Origin of the sequence: Enterococcus sp. FDAARGOS_375 (assembly GCF_002393265.1) — a bacterium.
Taxonomy (GTDB): Bacteria; Bacillota; Bacilli; order Lactobacillales; family Enterococcaceae; genus Enterococcus_D; species Enterococcus_D innesii.
In genome coordinates this window covers 2,089,425-2,106,278 of record NZ_CP023515.1, presented here as the reverse complement: position 1 = coordinate 2,106,278, position 16,854 = coordinate 2,089,425, and the positions used below count along the sequence as shown (strand labels likewise).

The window sequence follows — 16,854 nt, the reverse complement described above, 5'->3', positions numbered from 1 at the left end:
ACTGGACTAACCTCAAACGGCATAAATTAGTATCATTAGAGAATTCTTCCGCTGTTAACAGTTCTGAGTAACATCGCTTGCGTTCGGATGAACAGCAGCAAATGATGAAGCAAATGACTCCCCTTCGCACGCTTCTCTCAATAAAGACCAAAGAGTATCTGTTTTATCCTATAAGACTTACAGTATTTTCGAAAAAATTTATACAACAGCAGTACGTAAAATCTCTGCAAACCATTGATAAACTGTTTCCGGACATTCATGTTTTTCTAATTCTCGAAAAAAATCTTTGGATTCAATAAGGGTAATAAACTGAGTCATCGCATTTAGATGCTGCTTGCTGTCTAATGCAGAAAGGGTAAAGATATACTTTACAGGAATCGTTCCCAAGACATATACTTCAGATTCTAACGTTGTCAATCCCATGCCAAGTTTTTTTGCACCTGCTTCAGGAACCGTATGCGGTAAGGCAACTTGATCGAATATCACCATATAAGCGCCTTCTGATCTGGTTTGTTGAATGATCGAATCGATGTAATTTCTAGTGATGATCTTTCTTTCAATCAATGGATTGGCTGCGAGATAAAAGGCCTCTTCCCATGTTCTGGCTTTTTTGTTTAATTGTATCAATTCTGGACGCATCATATCCAACAGCATTGCAGGTTCTTTTGACTTTTTCTCTTTTTGAGACATGATAGATGCCGTTGGCGAGCAGGTCTCTTGTACAAATTTCTCTAAATGATGCCGCAGAGCTGACTCACTAGTAACTGTTGAATATTGTTGAATAACCTGCATCAAGCCGTCGATCGTCACAGTATTGGGCTTGATGCTTGTACTGGTTTCGAATTTGACATCTAAAAACAACTGGGTTCGTTCCTCGTAAGACATGATCGGGTTTACTACAAAAATCGGCTTTTTTAACGGATAAAGTTGAAAGTTGGGTTTTGTCGTAAAAATGATATCGTATGACTGATCAAATGAATGCAGTTCGCTTGTTTCAATCGGTCCCAATAAGATAAAAGAGGGAAAGATTTCCTTTAATTCATTGTAAATGATTGCTGAGCTTCCAATACCATTTGGGCAGACAACGACCCCCACTTTTTGTTGCACCATATATTCTTCAGAATTTCTGATCAAAAGCGCAAAGTGCATGGTTAAAAAGGCTACTTCTTCATCTGGAAGCTTTGAATCAAAGCTATCACTGATTGGTCTCAAGGTTTCTTTTACGATCTGATAAAGGTCATTATATTTTTCAAAAATTTTATCCTGCATAGGGTTGATGATCGGTAATCGAAACAGCATTCGGAAATAGGTCGGTCGAAAATGACTATATAATTGCTTGATGACAGAGTGTTTATCCTTGAAACGAATACCTGAAAGCAATTCAAATCGCTCGACAATTCTTTCTACCAAGTCAATGATGACCAAATTTCCTTGAAGCCATTCCTTTTCATTCCCTAATGCCATTCCCAGTACCCACCCACAGAGATAGTTCTTTTCTATACTATTCATCACCCCTGCGTTTTCTAAAACTTCTTCAGCAAAGCGGTACTCCTTCATTTTTACTAACTCATGATCATTAGAAAAAGGTTTTAGATCAAATTCATTCAAGCCCATTCTTGGGTATAAAAAAATAAGGATATAGTTCAATTCAATCAACCTATTTTCAACTAACTCTATCGCATGTTTTTCTAAAAGAAGAGAAAGATAGGTGTCCTGCTCATCCGCCAATTGTATTCGTTCGTTATGAATAAAGTAACGGTAGATAAAATCATCGTCCTTGCTAGTTACATCTTCCAAAATCATTCGAAATAAAGCGTAACGAATCATCAGTTCATCACCTGCTAAGTGATACCCCTCTTTTCTCGAGTAACTGATTGAAATATCGTACCCCTGCAATTCCGCTTGTAATTTGCGCAGATCACTCATAAAGGTTGTTTTGCCGATTTTTAACGCATCTAAAAAATGGTTGACCGACAGATAGTCTTTCTCGTAGTAAAAGAGCGTCAAAAAGATATATTTTCCTCGTTCTTTTGAACTCATCTCATAATACTTAAACATACGCTCATGTAAAAATGACTCCAACAAATATTCCTTGCTTTTTTCAGGCAGTCGGATCACACTTTCCTTATTCACGCTAAGTGGTAGTTTTTGGGCAGATAGAAACTGGTTGATTTTATCAATGGTATACTCTATTTGAGTGCGGTTCATAGAATAATTCCGCTGAAGATAATCGTAACTGATGGTCGGTTTTTCAATCAGAGCCATCATCATCTTTCTCGTCCTATAGTCAATTTTCACCATCAATGTTCCCCCATTTCTGCAGCCTACTGTTCTACTTTCAATGTAAATCCTTCCGCTTGTACATATTTTTGAAGCACTTGATCCACCTGCTGCTTTTCTTCTTTCGTAAGATCTAGAACAGGCAGTTTCGGTACCCCAACATCCTGTCCGATTGCCCGCAAACAGTATTTCAGCCCAGACGGAATCGTTGAGCATTTACAGGCTTCTCTAAAATCATCAATACTTGCTTGTGCTTGCCGCGCTTGTTCTATGTTTCCAGCTACAAATTGTTCATAGATCGACACATCTGTTTTCGTCACAACATTTGCGGTTGAAGCCACAGAACCATCTGCTCCTAACTGTAATGCTTCTAAAATCTTAGAGTCGCTTCCCATCAGCAAAGAGAAATCCTGTCGATGATTTAATTCAAGATAGCCCTTGAAGTTTTCTAGATCACCGCTTGAATCTTTTATCCCAATGATCGAATCAATTTTGAGTAATTCCGAGAAAACATGACGATTGATGAAATTTCTAGTATTTGGCGGAATATTGTACAAAATGATTGGTAGTGTCGTTTGCTCAGCAATCACACGGTAATGATGAATCAGCTCTTCATCGGTATATTTCAAAAGATATGGTGTAATAATGGAAGCAGCATCAACGCCGATTTTTGCAAACTCATTTACTAACTCAATCACTTTATTCGTTGCGATATCTCCGGCACCTGCAAATACTGGTACTCTGCCCGATACTTCATCGACAACGATTTTTGCAAACTGGATTTTCTCTTCTTTGCTTAAGGTATGAAATTCGCCATTGGTTCCTAAAATAAACAACCCGTGGACACCACCAGCAATCAAATGCCTGACAAGCTTTCTAGTGCCCTCTTCATTGATGCCGTTCTCATTTAATGGTGTGACCATTGCTGGTATAATTCCTCTGATTTTCATTGTGTAAGCTCCTTTTTTGTCGTTGCTCCTAAGCTTCCCCCTGGATGCCATTTAAGGTAATCTTCTAAATTGATTTCTTTTGCTTCTTGCAGCAACACCGACAGAACCTGCAGCTGGATCATTTGGGCGATCACAGAGGAACGTGGCGGTTTATTCAATGAGTCCCCTTCTTGGGAAACATAAGAAGACAATGTGACTTCAGCACAGGAAGCTAGGGAAGAATCTTCATTTCCTGTTACCGCTAAAATTACGGCGCCATTGGCTTTTAAGGCAGCAAGTGCATATTCTAATTCTTTGGTGTTCCCACTATTACTTATCGCAATCACTACATCGCCAGCCACGACTTGTCCTGCCGATCCGTGCACAGTTTCGGTTGTGTCTAAAAAATAGGCTGGCGTACCGACAGATGAGAAAAGTGAAGCTGTATAGCCTGCTACATAGGAACATTTTCCCACGCCTGTTACATGAACGCGCTTATGATTTTTTTCTGCATGGAGAATAAGTTCTTTGGCCTTCACCATCTGTTGATAGACTTCTTCTTCTTCAAGCCGATAAAATTGAGCATCGCTTTGGGCTTTTAAATTCGTACTATATGCAAACAAAACGTTTTTTTCATTCAATACAGATTTTCCTTCCTTATAGCAAGGAGAAATTGTATCCATCCTTCTCCTTGCTAATCATACTGTTTAACTAAATAGTTTTAAGATTTTGTCTAGTAAAATTCCGATAATATTGTAGTCGATTTGAGGAAATCCAGCGTCTGTGATGCCTAATTCAGAAAAAGCTGGGAAAAGCACCAAAGGCAATGCAGTCAGCAAAATACCGCCTAAGAAGGATGCGATGATCGCCCCTTTCAACCCGCCTCTTATTGAACCAAAGACACCCATGGTTCCACCCGAGAAAAAAGCAATCCCAGCTGCTGGCAAAAGCACAACGGGAGAACCCATAGCAGCCATGGCAAACGTCGCTGTTAACCCACCTATAAACGAGGTAATAAAACCGACAGGAACCATGGTTGGCGCATATTGGAAAAACACAGGAACATCTACTGCCGGCATTGATCCTGGGATATATTTTTCTGAGATCGCCACGAAGGCAGCCGTTAATTCAGCAATAAATTGACGCACACCATAAATCAGTACAGACATCCCCGCAGCAAATTGCAACCCTTGAATCAACGGATACAAGAACCATAAGTCGTTGCCAGCCATTTCTTGAACGACATCCATATGGCCACTTAAAACTGCTGCGATCGTTGCAATGTAGAAAAGAATAATCATGAAAAATGCAACAGAGAAGACAAAATCTCGGAATACGGAGAAGAAATCTGGGAGCTCGCGATTGGCTGCTTTCTCTTTCTTTGCTTGCCAATTTTTCCCTCCAATGACACTGCCGATGACACCTGAGAACCAGTAAAAAATCAAGTTAAAGTGACCTAGTGCAACCCCTGCATTACCTGTCAGCTCATCTGTATATTTCTGAGCCAATTTGGGCAGCCCTGCTCCTGCAAAACCTAGCACCAAAGAACCAAAGATAACTGTTACCCAAGTGGGCATACCATTCGAAATAAAAATCAACCCAATGACAGCAGCAAAGAAAAGATAATGCTGACCGGTTAAGAAAATTGATTTTAAAGGCGTCAATTTCGCAATAACTAATCCGAATATGAACCCTAAGCCCATAATCATTGATATTTCAAAACCATATACATCCATGGCTAACGCTGTAGCAGGCTCTACTGCCAGAACCGTCCCTTGAACACCAAATGCGGTCTGAAACAACGTGGCAAAATTTGCAGCAATCGTTCCTACATGACCACCACCAATATTAAAAATCATAAACCCAATGCCCACTTTGAGGACACCGCTCAGGGTCTCCTTCGCAGGCTTTCTTTGTGCAAGTAACCCAATCAAAGCCAAAATCATTAGCAACACAGCAGTATTTCTGAATTGGTTCATTACTAAAATTGCCATTCAATTTATTCCTCGCTCCATCAATTTATTTTGTTTGCATCGTTTCAAGAAATGTTTCTAGTTTTCCTTGGATCTCTTCTTTACTCATAATATTTTGAATACCTATGACTTCATAAGGTTTGTTTTGAAAATCAGGTTCCGCTGCGATATCTGCCATACTCATAAAGGCATCGCCCGTAAAACCAATGAGGACGTCTAGATTTCCATGAATCGTTTCAATGGGATAGCCGTTTTCTTCAATCACTGATTTTACTTTTATGTGAAGCAGCGTTGAACTCCCCATCCCCGCACGGCATGCAACCGCTATCAAATATTTCTTGCCATTACTTGTCTTAGGTTTTGCATCAGCTTGGATCGATACATCATTTTTCTTTTTTTGAAAGAATCCCATCTTAACTCCTCGTTTCTTCTAATAGTTTTATAAATGCTTCTGGTGTCTGCACATTTGCTAAACGATCAATGATATTGTCCCTTGCTAAAACTTCTGCTAACTCACCCATCAGTTCCAAATGACTGGTCGGGTCTATCGCTGCCAAACAGAAAATGACTTTCACTGGATCATTGGGCGAACCAAATGAGATGGGGGTATTTAATGTCATCGCACTTAGTCCTAAACGACAAACCCCATCTTCTGATCGGGCATGGGCCAAAGCAAACCCAGGCATAAGCACGATATACGGCCCGGCATCTAAGACAGATTGAACCATCGCTTCGACATACTGTTTTGTAACGCTGCCATTCTTCAATAACGGCTGGGCTGCTTTTTTGATTGCTTCTTGCCAACTGGTACTGTCTTGCTGAAGTAAAATGTTTTCTTTTGTTAATAATGTAGTTTGCAAACGACGATTTCCTTTCTAAAAAAATTTCTTTAGGTTTTAGTAAAGAATTTCTCGAGATCATTCCTATACACACACTATAAGTGAAAAGTTCTGGCCTGAATAGACGATTTGAGACCACATATTTGTACGCGCTTCCAGATTAAGTGAACTGCTCTTTTCAAAAAGACCAGGTATACTGGCTATTTTTTTTATTAGCCTCCAGTTTTTCTCGATAACCTTCTTGAGCAGTTCACAAAACTTATTCTCTCAAGGAAAAAGTGAACCAAAAATGGACAGATCTTTTGCTTGCACCCACAATAAAAAAAGAAGCTCTTAAATAAACTAAGAACTTCTTAAAGCAAACAATCTATTCATGGCTAAGATCTACCGTTTCAATTGTATTTCTACCCGTAGGTATTTTCACACAAATTTTTACTTACAACTGCTATTTTCTACTTTGCTTCCTCATGCTTCACGGGACAACTGCTATGACAATCAGAACAATGATCCTTTTTCACCATGCGGTACACTACACGGGTGCCATAGCCAAAAATCAGGCCGCTTAGAATTATTGTAGCAATCATTTTTCGCCTCCTACGACTTGGATCAAGGGTGCACTCCCTCGGAATGGTTTCTTCAACAGAGCAAATACCAATAGCCCAGCAATAAGGATTGCCGCGAAAACACCGAGCGTGAGGTGTCCGCCTTCAAAGACGACGTGCCCGAATTGGTAGACCAACAAACTAGCGCAGTATGCCAAGCCGCATTGATAGCCAATGGCTAACCACGTCCACTTGCTGTCCCCCATTTCACGGTGGATCGCACCGATAGCAGCAAAACAAGGGGCACATAGTAAATTAAAGACGAGAAAAGAGTATGCCGCCACAGCAGTGTAATCGCCGCGCAACACTTGCCAAATCTCCGTCCCGCTTTCTGACAACTCCCCAGTTTGTCCGTAGAGGATCCCAAAGGTGCCGATCACATTTTCTTTGGCGACCAGGCCAGTGATCGTCGCCACGGCGCCTCGCCAGGTTCCCCAGCCTAGGGGAGCAAAAAGCGGCGCCAAAAGTCGTCCGAAAAAGGCCAAAATGCTTTGGTCTTCTGTGACCCGCTGCAAGGCAAAGCTGTAGCTGGAGGTAAACCAGACAAAGATACAAGCCACAAAAATTATCGTCCCGGCTTTTTTCACAAAAGCAATGGCTCGATCACAGGCACTTTTCAAAATCGTTGTGAGCTGCGGCAAGTGATACGCTGGCAGTTCCATAATAAATGGTGCCAGATCACCTGCAAATAAAGGCGTTTTTTTCAAGACGATCCCTGAAAAAATCACAGCACCCATGCCGACAAAATAGGCCGATGGGGCGACCCAACTATACTGAGGGAAAAAGGCTCCTGAAATCAATGCGATGATCGGCAATTTGGCAGAACATGGCATGAAGGTCGTGACCATCACCGTCAACCGACGATCCTTTTCATTTTCAATCGTTCGGCTTGCCATCACCCCCGGCACCCCGCAACCGGTAGCGATCAACATGGGGATAAACGACTTGCCAGATAGACCAAACTTGCGAAACAGGCGGTCCATGACAAATGCTACCCGTGCCATGTATCCGCAGTCCTCCAAGATAGCCAAACAAAAAAACAGCACGAAGATCTGCGGCAAAAAGCCTAAGACCGCACCGACCCCTGCCACGATGCCATCTAAAATCAGTTCTTGCAGCCACTGGGCGACTTGCAGCTGTTCTAGCCAGTGCGCTGCTGTTTCGGGAATCCAGCTGCCAAATAATACATCATTGACCCAATCAGTACCGATCGTACCAATCGTCTGAATCGATAAATAGTAGATTCCCCACATAATGAAGGCAAAAATCGGTAGTGCCAATACGCGATGGGTCAACACACGGTCGATTTTGTCGCTGAAGGCTAAGTGCTGATCTGTTTCCTTGATGACTGCCAGCGCCAACAATTCTTCAATGAAGCCATAGCGCTCATTGACGAGAATGGCGTCACTGCTGTCTTTAAAGATCAGCTCTAAAATCGAAATCGTCTCCTTAATGACTGCCTGCTGGGAATCAGTTAGTTTACACATCGTCTGAATCGCTTCATCTTTTTCAAAGAGTTTTATGGCAAACCAGCGTTTTTGCTGCTGAGGGATCGTCTCTGGCAAAATCGCCATGATCTCGGTCAAGCCAGCTTCTAGACGAGCATCGTAGCGGGGAGGAAGCGGTTGTGTATTGGCTACATGCTTCGCTGCCTCGATCATTTTGGTTAAGCCGCGTTGCTTCAAAGCACTGATCCCTACTACGGGAACCCCTAGACCGTAAGCCAGCTTTTCGAAATTGATCTGCAAGCCTTTTTTCTTTAATAGGTCGATCATGTTGATGGCTGCCACAGTCGGGACATTCATTTCTAATAATTGCAATGTTAGATACAGGTTGCGCTCCAGGTTGGTTCCATCGATAATATTGATCACCGCATCCAATGATGCTTCCATCAAATAATTGCGAGAAATCAGTTCTTCTGGTGTGTACGGCGACAAGGAATAGATCCCTGGTAGATCTTGGATCAATACTTGTCGGTCTTTTCGCAGTCGCCCCGCTTTTCGTTCCACGGTAACGCCTGGCCAATTCCCCACTGTTTGTTTGGCACCGGTCAATTGATTGAAGGTACTCGTTTTCCCGCTATTGGGATTTCCTGCTAATGCAAAGTGATAGGTCATTACGCTTCGACTCCTTTTTCGACAAAAACCAACGCTGCTTCTTGCTTTCTCAAAGACAATTCATAGCCGCGGAGCCGAATCTCCATCGGATCACCCAAAGGAGCCAGCTTCACCACTTCCAAATGGACGTTTTTCGTAAGCCCCATATCCATCAATCGACGGCGCACCGCACCTTTGGCGGCGATCTGATTGACCTTTCCGCTTTCACCGACTTGCAGCTGATCCAAAGAGGTAATGATGGTTTGCTGCTGGGTTTCTGTGACTTCGATTTGTTCCATGACCCGTTCATCTAAAGCAATCCGCGTCCCTTGGTGTAAAATGATGCCGCCTTTGCGATCTTTTTGTACCACAACGATTTCAACGCCCGTGCGAATACCAAGATCATTTAAATGAGCCGTGATTTCTTTGGTGGTTGCCAACGAGTCGATTTTGTATGTTCCAGAAGCCCGAGTTTGCGCCATTTTCATTGCTTCTTACTCCTTTTGTGAAGTGTTGTTATAATTAACCTACTTTAATTGAGAATGATTATCATTATAATAGAGCCATTTCCATAAGAAGTCAATCTGTTTTGGGTCTCACTTTGAATCTTCCTTCACAATAAGGATTTTTTTTACTCATTTTGATTGCATATCCCCTGTATTAATTACGCAAAAACCTTGTAATTCTAAGTATTTTCCGCTTTTTTCCCTTGCATAAAAAACACAGAAACACTATAAATTGTGTATGTCGAATTCACAAGCACAAGATATAGTGTTTTTTCGTTGACTTTCTCCGAGACTTATTTATACTAGGTTTATAACTATTACAACTCGGAGGAAACAATTATGAATATCAAACTATTTTCGAAAAACAACTGCATGCAATGTAAAATGGCGAAACGCTTTTTAAGTGAAAATCAGATTGCATTTGAAGAAATCAATATTGATAATGAGCCTGAAGCATTAGAATTTTTGAAAGAACAAGGATTCCAAAGTGTGCCAGTCATTACCTCTGATGCGCAAACGATCATCGGTTTCCGTCCAGATCAACTACGTCAATTAGCGAGCTAAGATTTTTCTCAATGTGATGCTTTTGAGGGATTTGTCAGTCGTCCAGACCGCAAGTCCTTTTTTATACGAACAAAACAAGAAAAGAGGTTAGCCATTTATGAGCTTGAAAGAAATCAAAGATGTCAGTTATTTCAAATTGAATAATGAGATCAACCGTCCAGTAGATGGTCAAATTCCATTAAATAAAGACAAAGAAGCCTTAGCGGCATTCTTTAAAGAAAACGTTGAACCAAATACCTTAACCTTTGCGACTGCAATGGACAAAATCAATTATTTGATTGAAAATGATTATTTAGAAGAAGAATTTATCAAAAAGTATCGCCCTGCCTTTATTGAGCAATTGTATCAATTCTTAGATGAGCAACACTTTACTTTCAAATCATTTATGGCTGCTTACAAGTTTTATTCACAATACGCATTAAAAACGAATGATGGTACCGCGTATCTAGAACGTTACGAAGATCGGGTGGCTTTCAACGCCCTTTACTTTGCGGATGGCAATGAAGAGTTAGCAATGAGCTTGGCAGATGAAATGATCTACCAACGTTACCAACCAGCAACCCCTTCTTTCTTGAATGCAGGACGCAAACGTCGCGGTGAGTTGGTTTCTTGTTTCTTGATCCAAATCACTGATGACATGAACGCGATCGGTCGTGGGATCAACTCCGCGCTGCAACTTTCACGAATCGGTGGCGGTGTCGGGATCACGTTATCAAACTTGCGGGAAGCCGGCGCGCCTATCAAAGGCTACGAAGGGGCAGCAAGTGGTGTGATGCCTGTAATGAAATTGTTTGAAGATAGCTTCAGCTACTCAAACCAATTGGGTCAACGGCAAGGGGCTGGCGTGGTCTACTTGAACGTCTTCCACCCAGACATCATCAGCTTTTTATCAGCGAAAAAAGAAAATGCGGATGAAAAAATCCGTGTCAAAACCTTATCATTAGGCGTGATCGTACCTGACAAATTCTACGAATTGACGCGTAAAAATGAAGAGATGTATCTCTTTAGTCCCTACAGTGTCGAAAAAGAATATGGCGTGCCCTTCTCTTATGTCGATATCACCAAGGAATACGACAACTTAGTCATGAACCCACGGATTCGCAAAACCAAAATCAGAGCCCGTGATCTAGAAAACGAAATTTCTAAATTGCAGCAAGAATCTGGTTATCCTTATATCATCAATATCGATACAGCAAACCGCAGCAACCCAATTGATGGCAAGATCATCATGAGTAATCTTTGTTCCGAGATCCTTCAAGTCCAAGCACCATCTGAGATCAACGGCAAACAAGAATACGAAGTTTTAGGAACAGATATCAGCTGTAACTTAGGTTCCACCAATATCGTGAACTTGATGGACAGCCCTGACTTTGGGAAATCTGTTCGAGCAATGACTCGTGCCTTGACCTTTGTTACTGATGCGTCTGACATTGACGTAGTACCATCGATCCAAAATGGGAATGCCTTGAACCACACGATCGGTTTAGGCGCAATGGGCTTGCATACCTATTTTGCAAAAAATCAAATGGAATATGGTTCACCAGAATCCCTTGAATTTACTGATCTTTATTTCATGCTGTTGAACTATTGGACATTGGTTGAAAGCAATGCCATCGCCAAAGAAAAAGGCGAAGTTTTCCATAACTTTGAAAAATCAGCGTATGCAGACGGCAGCTACTTCACCGATTATATCCAAGGTGACTACCAACCAAAATCGGAAAAAGTCAAAGCATTGTTCGAAGGCGTCTTTTTACCAACTGGTGAAGATTGGGCAACCTTGGCACAAACCGTCAAAGAAACCGGCTTGTATCACCAAAACCGCCTAGCCGTTGCACCAAATGGTTCGATCTCTTATATCAATGATACGAGTGCCAGCATCCACCCAATCACTCGGATGATCGAAGAACGCCAAGAAAAGAAAATCGGCAAGATCTACTATCCAGCACCTTACTTGAGCAATGAGACGATCGGCTACTACAAATCAGCCTACGATATGGATATGCGCAAAGTGATCGATGTTTACGCAACTGCTCAAAAACACGTCGATCAAGGTATGAGTATGACCTTGTTTATGCGTTCAGATATTCCAGAAGGTCTTTACGAATGGAAAGAAACGACAAAACAAACCACGCGTGATTTGAACATTTTGCGTCACTACGCTTTCCACAAAGGCATCAAATCGATCTACTATGTACGGACCTTTACAGATGATGCAGAAGAGATCGGCAGCAACCAATGTGAAAGCTGCGTCATCTAATCCAACTTTTGCCTGAAAACGAACCAACCGCCTGCCCCTGCTCTTTCTTGACAGCGGGTCGGCTGTTGTCTTGATACGATTATTGGAGGAACCGACTATGGGTAAGACTTACTATGAAGCAATCAACTGGAATGAGATCGAAGATATCATCGATAAATCCACTTGGGAAAAATTAACAGAACAATTCTGGTTAGATACGCGGATCCCTTTATCAAATGACCTTGATGACTGGCGAACGCTATCTCCATTAGAAAAAACAACGGTGGGCTACGTCTTTGGCGGCTTGACTTTATTAGATACCGTTCAATCAGAAAGCGGTATGGATCAACTGCGTAAAGATGTCCGCACCCCACACGAAGAAGCGGTCTTGAACAACATCCAATTTATGGAATCTGTCCATGCAAAAAGCTATTCATCGATTTTCAGCACCCTGAATACAAAAGCGGAGATCGCTGATATTTTTGAATGGACCAACACCAATCCATATTTGCAAAAGAAAGCCGAACGAATCAATGAGATCTACAAAAATGGCACACCGCTAGAGAAAAAAATCGCCAGTGTATTTCTAGAGACCTTCTTATTCTATTCAGGTTTCTATACACCCCTTTACTACTTAGGCAATAACAAACTAGCGAACGTAGCGGAGATCATCAAATTGATCATTCGTGACGAATCCGTTCACGGCACGTATATCGGCTACAAATTCCAATTAGGTTTCAACGAATTACCAGAAGACGAACAGCAAAAGCTGAAAGACTGGATGTACGACTTGTTGTATGAGTTGTATGAAAATGAAGAGCGTTATACCGAAGAATTATACGATGAGATCGGCTGGACCGAAGAAGTCAAAACCTTCTTGCGTTACAATGCCAATAAGGCTTTGATGAATCTAGGACAAGACCCGCTTTTCCCAGATACCGCCAACGATGTCAATCCAATCGTCATGAACGGTATTTCAACTGGTACCAGCAACCACGACTTCTTCTCACAAGTTGGGAATGGGTATCTGCTTGGTTCTGTAGAAGCGATGAAAGACGATGACTACTTCATCGGACTTGATTGATCTGCTGACAAATAAACACCTTGTTTCTCGCCAATTGAGGGTGAGAAACAAGGTGTTTTTTAGTGAGCCAACTGGTCTTTGATAAAGGTCAACGTTTCTGTCAAACAGGCCTGTGCTTGGGGCAAGCTATAATCAAATTGGTATTCGTGGGTCACCGTTTCCGAATCCCCTTTGTAAAAGCGACTCGTCACGGGAATATCAAGAGCTTGCAGCTGGTTGGCAAAGGCAATGCCTTGGTCTTCAAAGGAATAGGCATTGCCATCCGTGATATACGTTGGTGGAAAATCAGCCGTCAATTTATCCACCAGTGAGATCTCCTGCAGTTGGGGACTATCTTGCCATTCTTTTTTGCCTAATAACGACCAAGCCACCGTTTTGACAAAGAATTTCATAAAGCGATCATCTGAAGAAGTCCCAGCGATCTGCTTCAAATCAAGCGGTCCGCAATAGGAAATAAACCCTTTCAGGGCCGATGCAGGAATGTCTTGATCAAAGGACATTTCCTTCGCATACGCTGGATTGGTTTGCAGCGCCACATATTGCCCAGCGATTTGGGCTCCTGCAGAATCCCCGCCGAAGAAGAGTTGATCGAAATCCAGCATGGGGTATGCTTGGGCATCTGCTTTGATCGAGTCTACCGCTTGGGCTAATTGTTTGACCTGTCCAGGATAATGCAGACTTGGTGCCCATTCATAATTAATCGAAATCACAGCGGCTTTGGTTTCATCGACGACATAGGTCGCAAACTCTTTGACCCCTTCTTTGTCTCCGCCGACATAGCCGCCCCCATGGACCCAAAAAATGACTGGAACAGGGCCTTGTGCCTCTTTGGGATAATATAGATCAAAGGTACTACGTTGATAATCCGATTGATACGTCAAGTCCTGTTTGACCGTCACATTCGGCAAACTTTTTTGATAAGCTGCCTCATCCTTGATGGTCACTTCTTGGTTAAACAGATGACCGATCAAAAAAGCCCCCGGTCGTGGGGAGAGTTGAAAAGCCAGAAAAACGGCAGCTAAGAGTCCGATCAGGACAATCGCCACCCACATGAAAAAGCGCAGAATTTTTTTCAAGTAAAAGCTCCTTCCTTCTTTCTGTTTCAGCTTTTTCATTTAACCATGTTTTTTTAGCAAATTCAATGACAATCGCTAAAGATTAAAAAAGGATGATACCAATAGGCATCATCCTTAAAATAACATCGTTTATAATGGCAACATCATAAACAAACCAGCTGCGATCGCTGCCCCGATCATTGGACCGATGATTGGTACTAACGCATAGCTCCAATCGGAAGTCCCTTTGTTTTTGATTGGCAAGATTTGGTGAGCGATCCGTGGTCCTAAGTCCCGTGCCGGATTGATGGCATAGCCTGTTGGTCCACCAAGCGACAGCCCGATCGCTAAGATCAAGATCCCAACGACGATGGGATTTAATCCATCCGTAAAGGTATTGGCACCAAAAGCCAATAAGCCAAAGACTAAGACAAAGGTACCAATCACTTCAGTGATGGTATTCGATACTAAATTACGAACTGCAGGCCCTGTTGCAAAGGTACCTAAAATCGCGCCTTGGTCTTTTGTTTCATCCCATAATGGCAAGTAGTTGAGCCAAACGAGGATCGCCCCTACGATCGCACCAGCAATTTGTGCCAACATAAACGGTACAGCCAAGCTCCAAGAAAAATTCCCCGTCATCGCCATGCCTAATGTAACGGCTGGATTCAAGTGAGCAGGTCCCATGTACCCTGAAACGTAAACGGCAATCGTTACCGCTGTCGCCCAGCCCATTGCGATCACGATCCAGCCAGAGGCTTCTGCTTTACTCTTTTTCAGATTGACAGCCGCACACACACCATCCCCTAACAAAACCAAAATAGCCGTTCCTAGAAATTCACTAAAGATCTGGGTTGTTTCATTCATCTTTTTTTCCTCCTTTTAAGGCTGTTAAATCTGATTCTGCGATCACTTGGTTCAATTCTGCTACATGGGCTGCTTTTTCTTCCTCGCTCCAGCCAAAGAAGTCGGTCATAGCTGCAACGACACCGGCTTTGACTTCATCTAAGGTGTCTCGCATAAATAGGATATGGTTGGTCCGACGCAATAGATAATCGACAGGCGTCAGAACCATTTCTTCATGCAAGGAATAGTTCAAGGCCGTACTTTCTTTTTCATCTAAGCCCTCAAACTTCGTCTTGTAGTTCAACACTTGGGGAAGATTCGACCCATAAAGATGAGCCAAATACGTCGCAGCGGCTTCATCGAATCCAGCGGCTTGCGCTTGGTCAGCCAGCTTCGCTAAGTCTTCCTCTACATTGGCTGCATCAAGCTCACCACCAGAAACTGGGTACGTGGTTGAATCCACCAACTCGAAGGATGCACCGCTTTCTTGGAGCAATTCATTGATCCGTTTGACTGCTCCTTCCGCCATCAAGCGATAATCGGTGATTTTTCCCCCTGCCAACGTCAATAGTCCGTCTTTTGAGCGTTCCAAACTGCTGCCGCGAGAAACTTGCGATGGATCCACTTTGCTGGCTTCTACTCGTTCTTGTGCTTGTTTTAAGGCTTTTTCTACGACTGGTCGCTGCCGCTCATCTTCAAGATACTCTTTGACGCTTTCAACGATCTGCTCAAAGCTTTCATCCGATAGTTTGCCTTTACCGCCGCCATTGTAATCAGACCCGCCATTATTCACAATCAACGGACGCAATCCTGCCCAGCTCGCTTCGATATCATTAAGGGTGATCTGAGCGTGAGGGAAGCGTTCATTCACGATGGTCAATAGATAATCAACATCTTCTTGCGTGACCGTTGGATGGGCGAAATCGCCTGTATAATCCGTATCGGTTGTGCCAAAATAGGTCTTATTTTCTCTTGGTACCACGAAAACCATCCGACCATCATTTTTCCCAGTATCAAAATAGGTTGGTTGCGGCACTTTTAGTTTTTCCCGATCGACCACTAAATGGACACCTTTCGTCGGACGCATTTGTGGCGGCAACTCATCATTCTTGTCTAATTGACGAACGATGTCTGACCAAGGGCCTGTCGTGTTGATCACGACTTTGGCGTGAACCTCAAAGCGCTCGTTTGTCAGTTGATCCTCCACTTCTACCCCATTGATGATGCCTTGCTCATCATGTAAGATGCCGACGACTTTGGCTTTACTGATCATTGCTGCCCCATCGGCTTGTGCTCGTTTGATGTTTTCGATCACCAAGCGGGCATCGTTGTTGCGAAAATCAAGATAGACACCGCCACCGACTAAGTTTTCCGCCTGCAGCTGAGGTTCGCGTTCTAAGACCTCTTCTTTCGTCAGCAGATAATTTTCGTATTTACTGCCTGTCACATTCGCTAAGCGATCATAAAGATCCATCGCCACTTTGACAGAAAACAAGGAGAAGGTTGCCCCTGGTTCATCATAGATTGGCAAAAGCATTGGATCTGGTTTCGGGATATGCGGAGCAATTTGCTGCACGATCGCCCGCTCCCGCACGGTGTCAGCGACCACTTCCACGTCAAAGGTTTTCAAATAGCGAATACCACCATGAACGAGTTTGGTGGACCGCGAAGACGTTCCTTCGGCAAAATCCTGCATTTCCAAAAGAACCGTCTTCATCCCAGCGGCTGCGGTTTGAACAGCAACCCCCGCGCCAGTGATCCCACCACCGATGATCAATACATCATAGGTGGTCTTTGCCGCTTCTTGAATGGTTTGATTCCGATCTTTATGTGAAAAGGTCATG

Annotated in this window: 15 protein-coding genes; 3 read left to right on the top strand and 12 right to left on the bottom strand. The window is 42.9% G+C overall.

The window, feature by feature from the left end; all coding sequences use genetic code 11:
• Positions 1–198: 198 nt before the first annotated feature.
• From CO692_RS11200 to CO692_RS11160, 9 genes are all read right to left on the bottom strand, one after another.
• Positions 199–2,301 carry a BglG family transcription antiterminator gene (locus CO692_RS11200; RefSeq protein WP_096742282.1) on the bottom strand — a complete coding sequence of 701 codons (2,103 nt, stop codon included), beginning with the start codon at positions 2,299–2,301 and terminating at the stop codon, positions 199–201.
• 23 nt (positions 2,302–2,324) lie between these two features.
• A complete protein-coding gene (gene dapA, locus CO692_RS11195) occupies positions 2,325–3,230 on the bottom strand; it encodes a 4-hydroxy-tetrahydrodipicolinate synthase (protein WP_096742281.1) in 906 nt (301 codons plus the stop codon).
• The gene (locus CO692_RS11190) at positions 3,227–3,892 is read right to left on the bottom strand and encodes an SIS domain-containing protein (RefSeq protein WP_096742280.1); all 666 of its coding nucleotides are present in this window, start codon (positions 3,890–3,892) and stop codon (positions 3,227–3,229) included. Before CO692_RS11190 ends, dapA begins: the two co-directional genes overlap by 4 nt.
• A 24-nt stretch (positions 3,893–3,916) precedes the next feature.
• On the bottom strand, positions 3,917–5,203 hold the full coding sequence (locus CO692_RS11185) for a PTS ascorbate transporter subunit IIC (protein WP_016610457.1): 1,287 nt from the start codon (positions 5,201–5,203) through the stop codon (positions 3,917–3,919).
• A 25-nt stretch (positions 5,204–5,228) separates the two neighbouring features.
• Positions 5,229–5,594 carry a PTS sugar transporter subunit IIB gene (locus tag CO692_RS11180; RefSeq protein WP_096742279.1) on the bottom strand — a complete coding sequence of 122 codons (366 nt, stop codon included), beginning with the start codon at positions 5,592–5,594 and terminating at the stop codon, positions 5,229–5,231.
• A gap of 1 nt (position 5,595) precedes the next feature.
• On the bottom strand, positions 5,596–6,042 hold the full coding sequence (locus CO692_RS11175; RefSeq protein WP_016610455.1) for a PTS sugar transporter subunit IIA: 447 nt from the start codon (positions 6,040–6,042) through the stop codon (positions 5,596–5,598).
• Between the two features lie 431 nt (positions 6,043–6,473).
• Complete coding sequence (locus tag CO692_RS11170; protein WP_010747544.1) at positions 6,474–6,605, bottom strand: hypothetical protein; 132 nt, start codon at positions 6,603–6,605, stop codon at positions 6,474–6,476.
• The gene (feoB, locus tag CO692_RS11165; protein ID WP_096742278.1) at positions 6,602–8,740 is read right to left on the bottom strand and encodes a ferrous iron transport protein B; all 2,139 of its coding nucleotides are present in this window, start codon (positions 8,738–8,740) and stop codon (positions 6,602–6,604) included. The genes CO692_RS11170 and feoB overlap by 4 nt, the downstream gene beginning before the upstream one ends.
• On the bottom strand, positions 8,740–9,207 hold the full coding sequence (locus CO692_RS11160; protein WP_096742277.1) for a FeoA family protein: 468 nt from the start codon (positions 9,205–9,207) through the stop codon (positions 8,740–8,742). Before CO692_RS11160 ends, feoB begins: the two co-directional genes overlap by 1 nt.
• Before the next feature lie 357 nt (positions 9,208–9,564).
• On the opposite strand from CO692_RS11160, the gene nrdH reads away from it, so the two are divergent.
• From nrdH to nrdF, 3 genes are all read left to right on the top strand, one after another.
• Positions 9,565–9,789 (top strand): glutaredoxin-like protein NrdH, encoded by a 225-nt coding sequence (gene nrdH / locus CO692_RS11155; protein WP_005225182.1) that lies wholly within the window; start codon positions 9,565–9,567, stop codon positions 9,787–9,789.
• Positions 9,790–9,886: 97 nt separating this feature from the next.
• Positions 9,887–12,046, top strand: coding sequence for a class 1b ribonucleoside-diphosphate reductase subunit alpha (gene nrdE, locus CO692_RS11150; RefSeq protein WP_096742276.1), 2,160 nt, complete (start codon positions 9,887–9,889; stop codon positions 12,044–12,046).
• Positions 12,047–12,143: 97 nt separating this feature from the next.
• Complete coding sequence (gene nrdF, locus CO692_RS11145; RefSeq protein ID WP_005225180.1) at positions 12,144–13,109, top strand: class 1b ribonucleoside-diphosphate reductase subunit beta; 966 nt, start codon at positions 12,144–12,146, stop codon at positions 13,107–13,109.
• A gap of 59 nt (positions 13,110–13,168) precedes the next feature.
• On the opposite strand, the gene CO692_RS11140 is transcribed toward nrdF, so the two are convergent.
• From CO692_RS11140 to glpO, 3 genes are all read right to left on the bottom strand, one after another.
• Positions 13,169–14,224: an alpha/beta hydrolase gene (locus CO692_RS11140; RefSeq protein ID WP_050979035.1), complete on the bottom strand. Its 1,056-nt coding sequence runs from the start codon at positions 14,222–14,224 to the stop codon at positions 13,169–13,171.
• Positions 14,225–14,314: 90 nt separating this feature from the next.
• Positions 14,315–15,031, bottom strand: coding sequence for an MIP/aquaporin family protein (locus tag CO692_RS11135; protein ID WP_096742275.1), 717 nt, complete (start codon positions 15,029–15,031; stop codon positions 14,315–14,317).
• Positions 15,024–16,853: a type 1 glycerol-3-phosphate oxidase gene (gene glpO / locus CO692_RS11130; protein WP_096742274.1), complete on the bottom strand. Its 1,830-nt coding sequence runs from the start codon at positions 16,851–16,853 to the stop codon at positions 15,024–15,026. Before glpO ends, CO692_RS11135 begins: the two co-directional genes overlap by 8 nt.
• Position 16,854 lies beyond the last annotated feature (1 nt).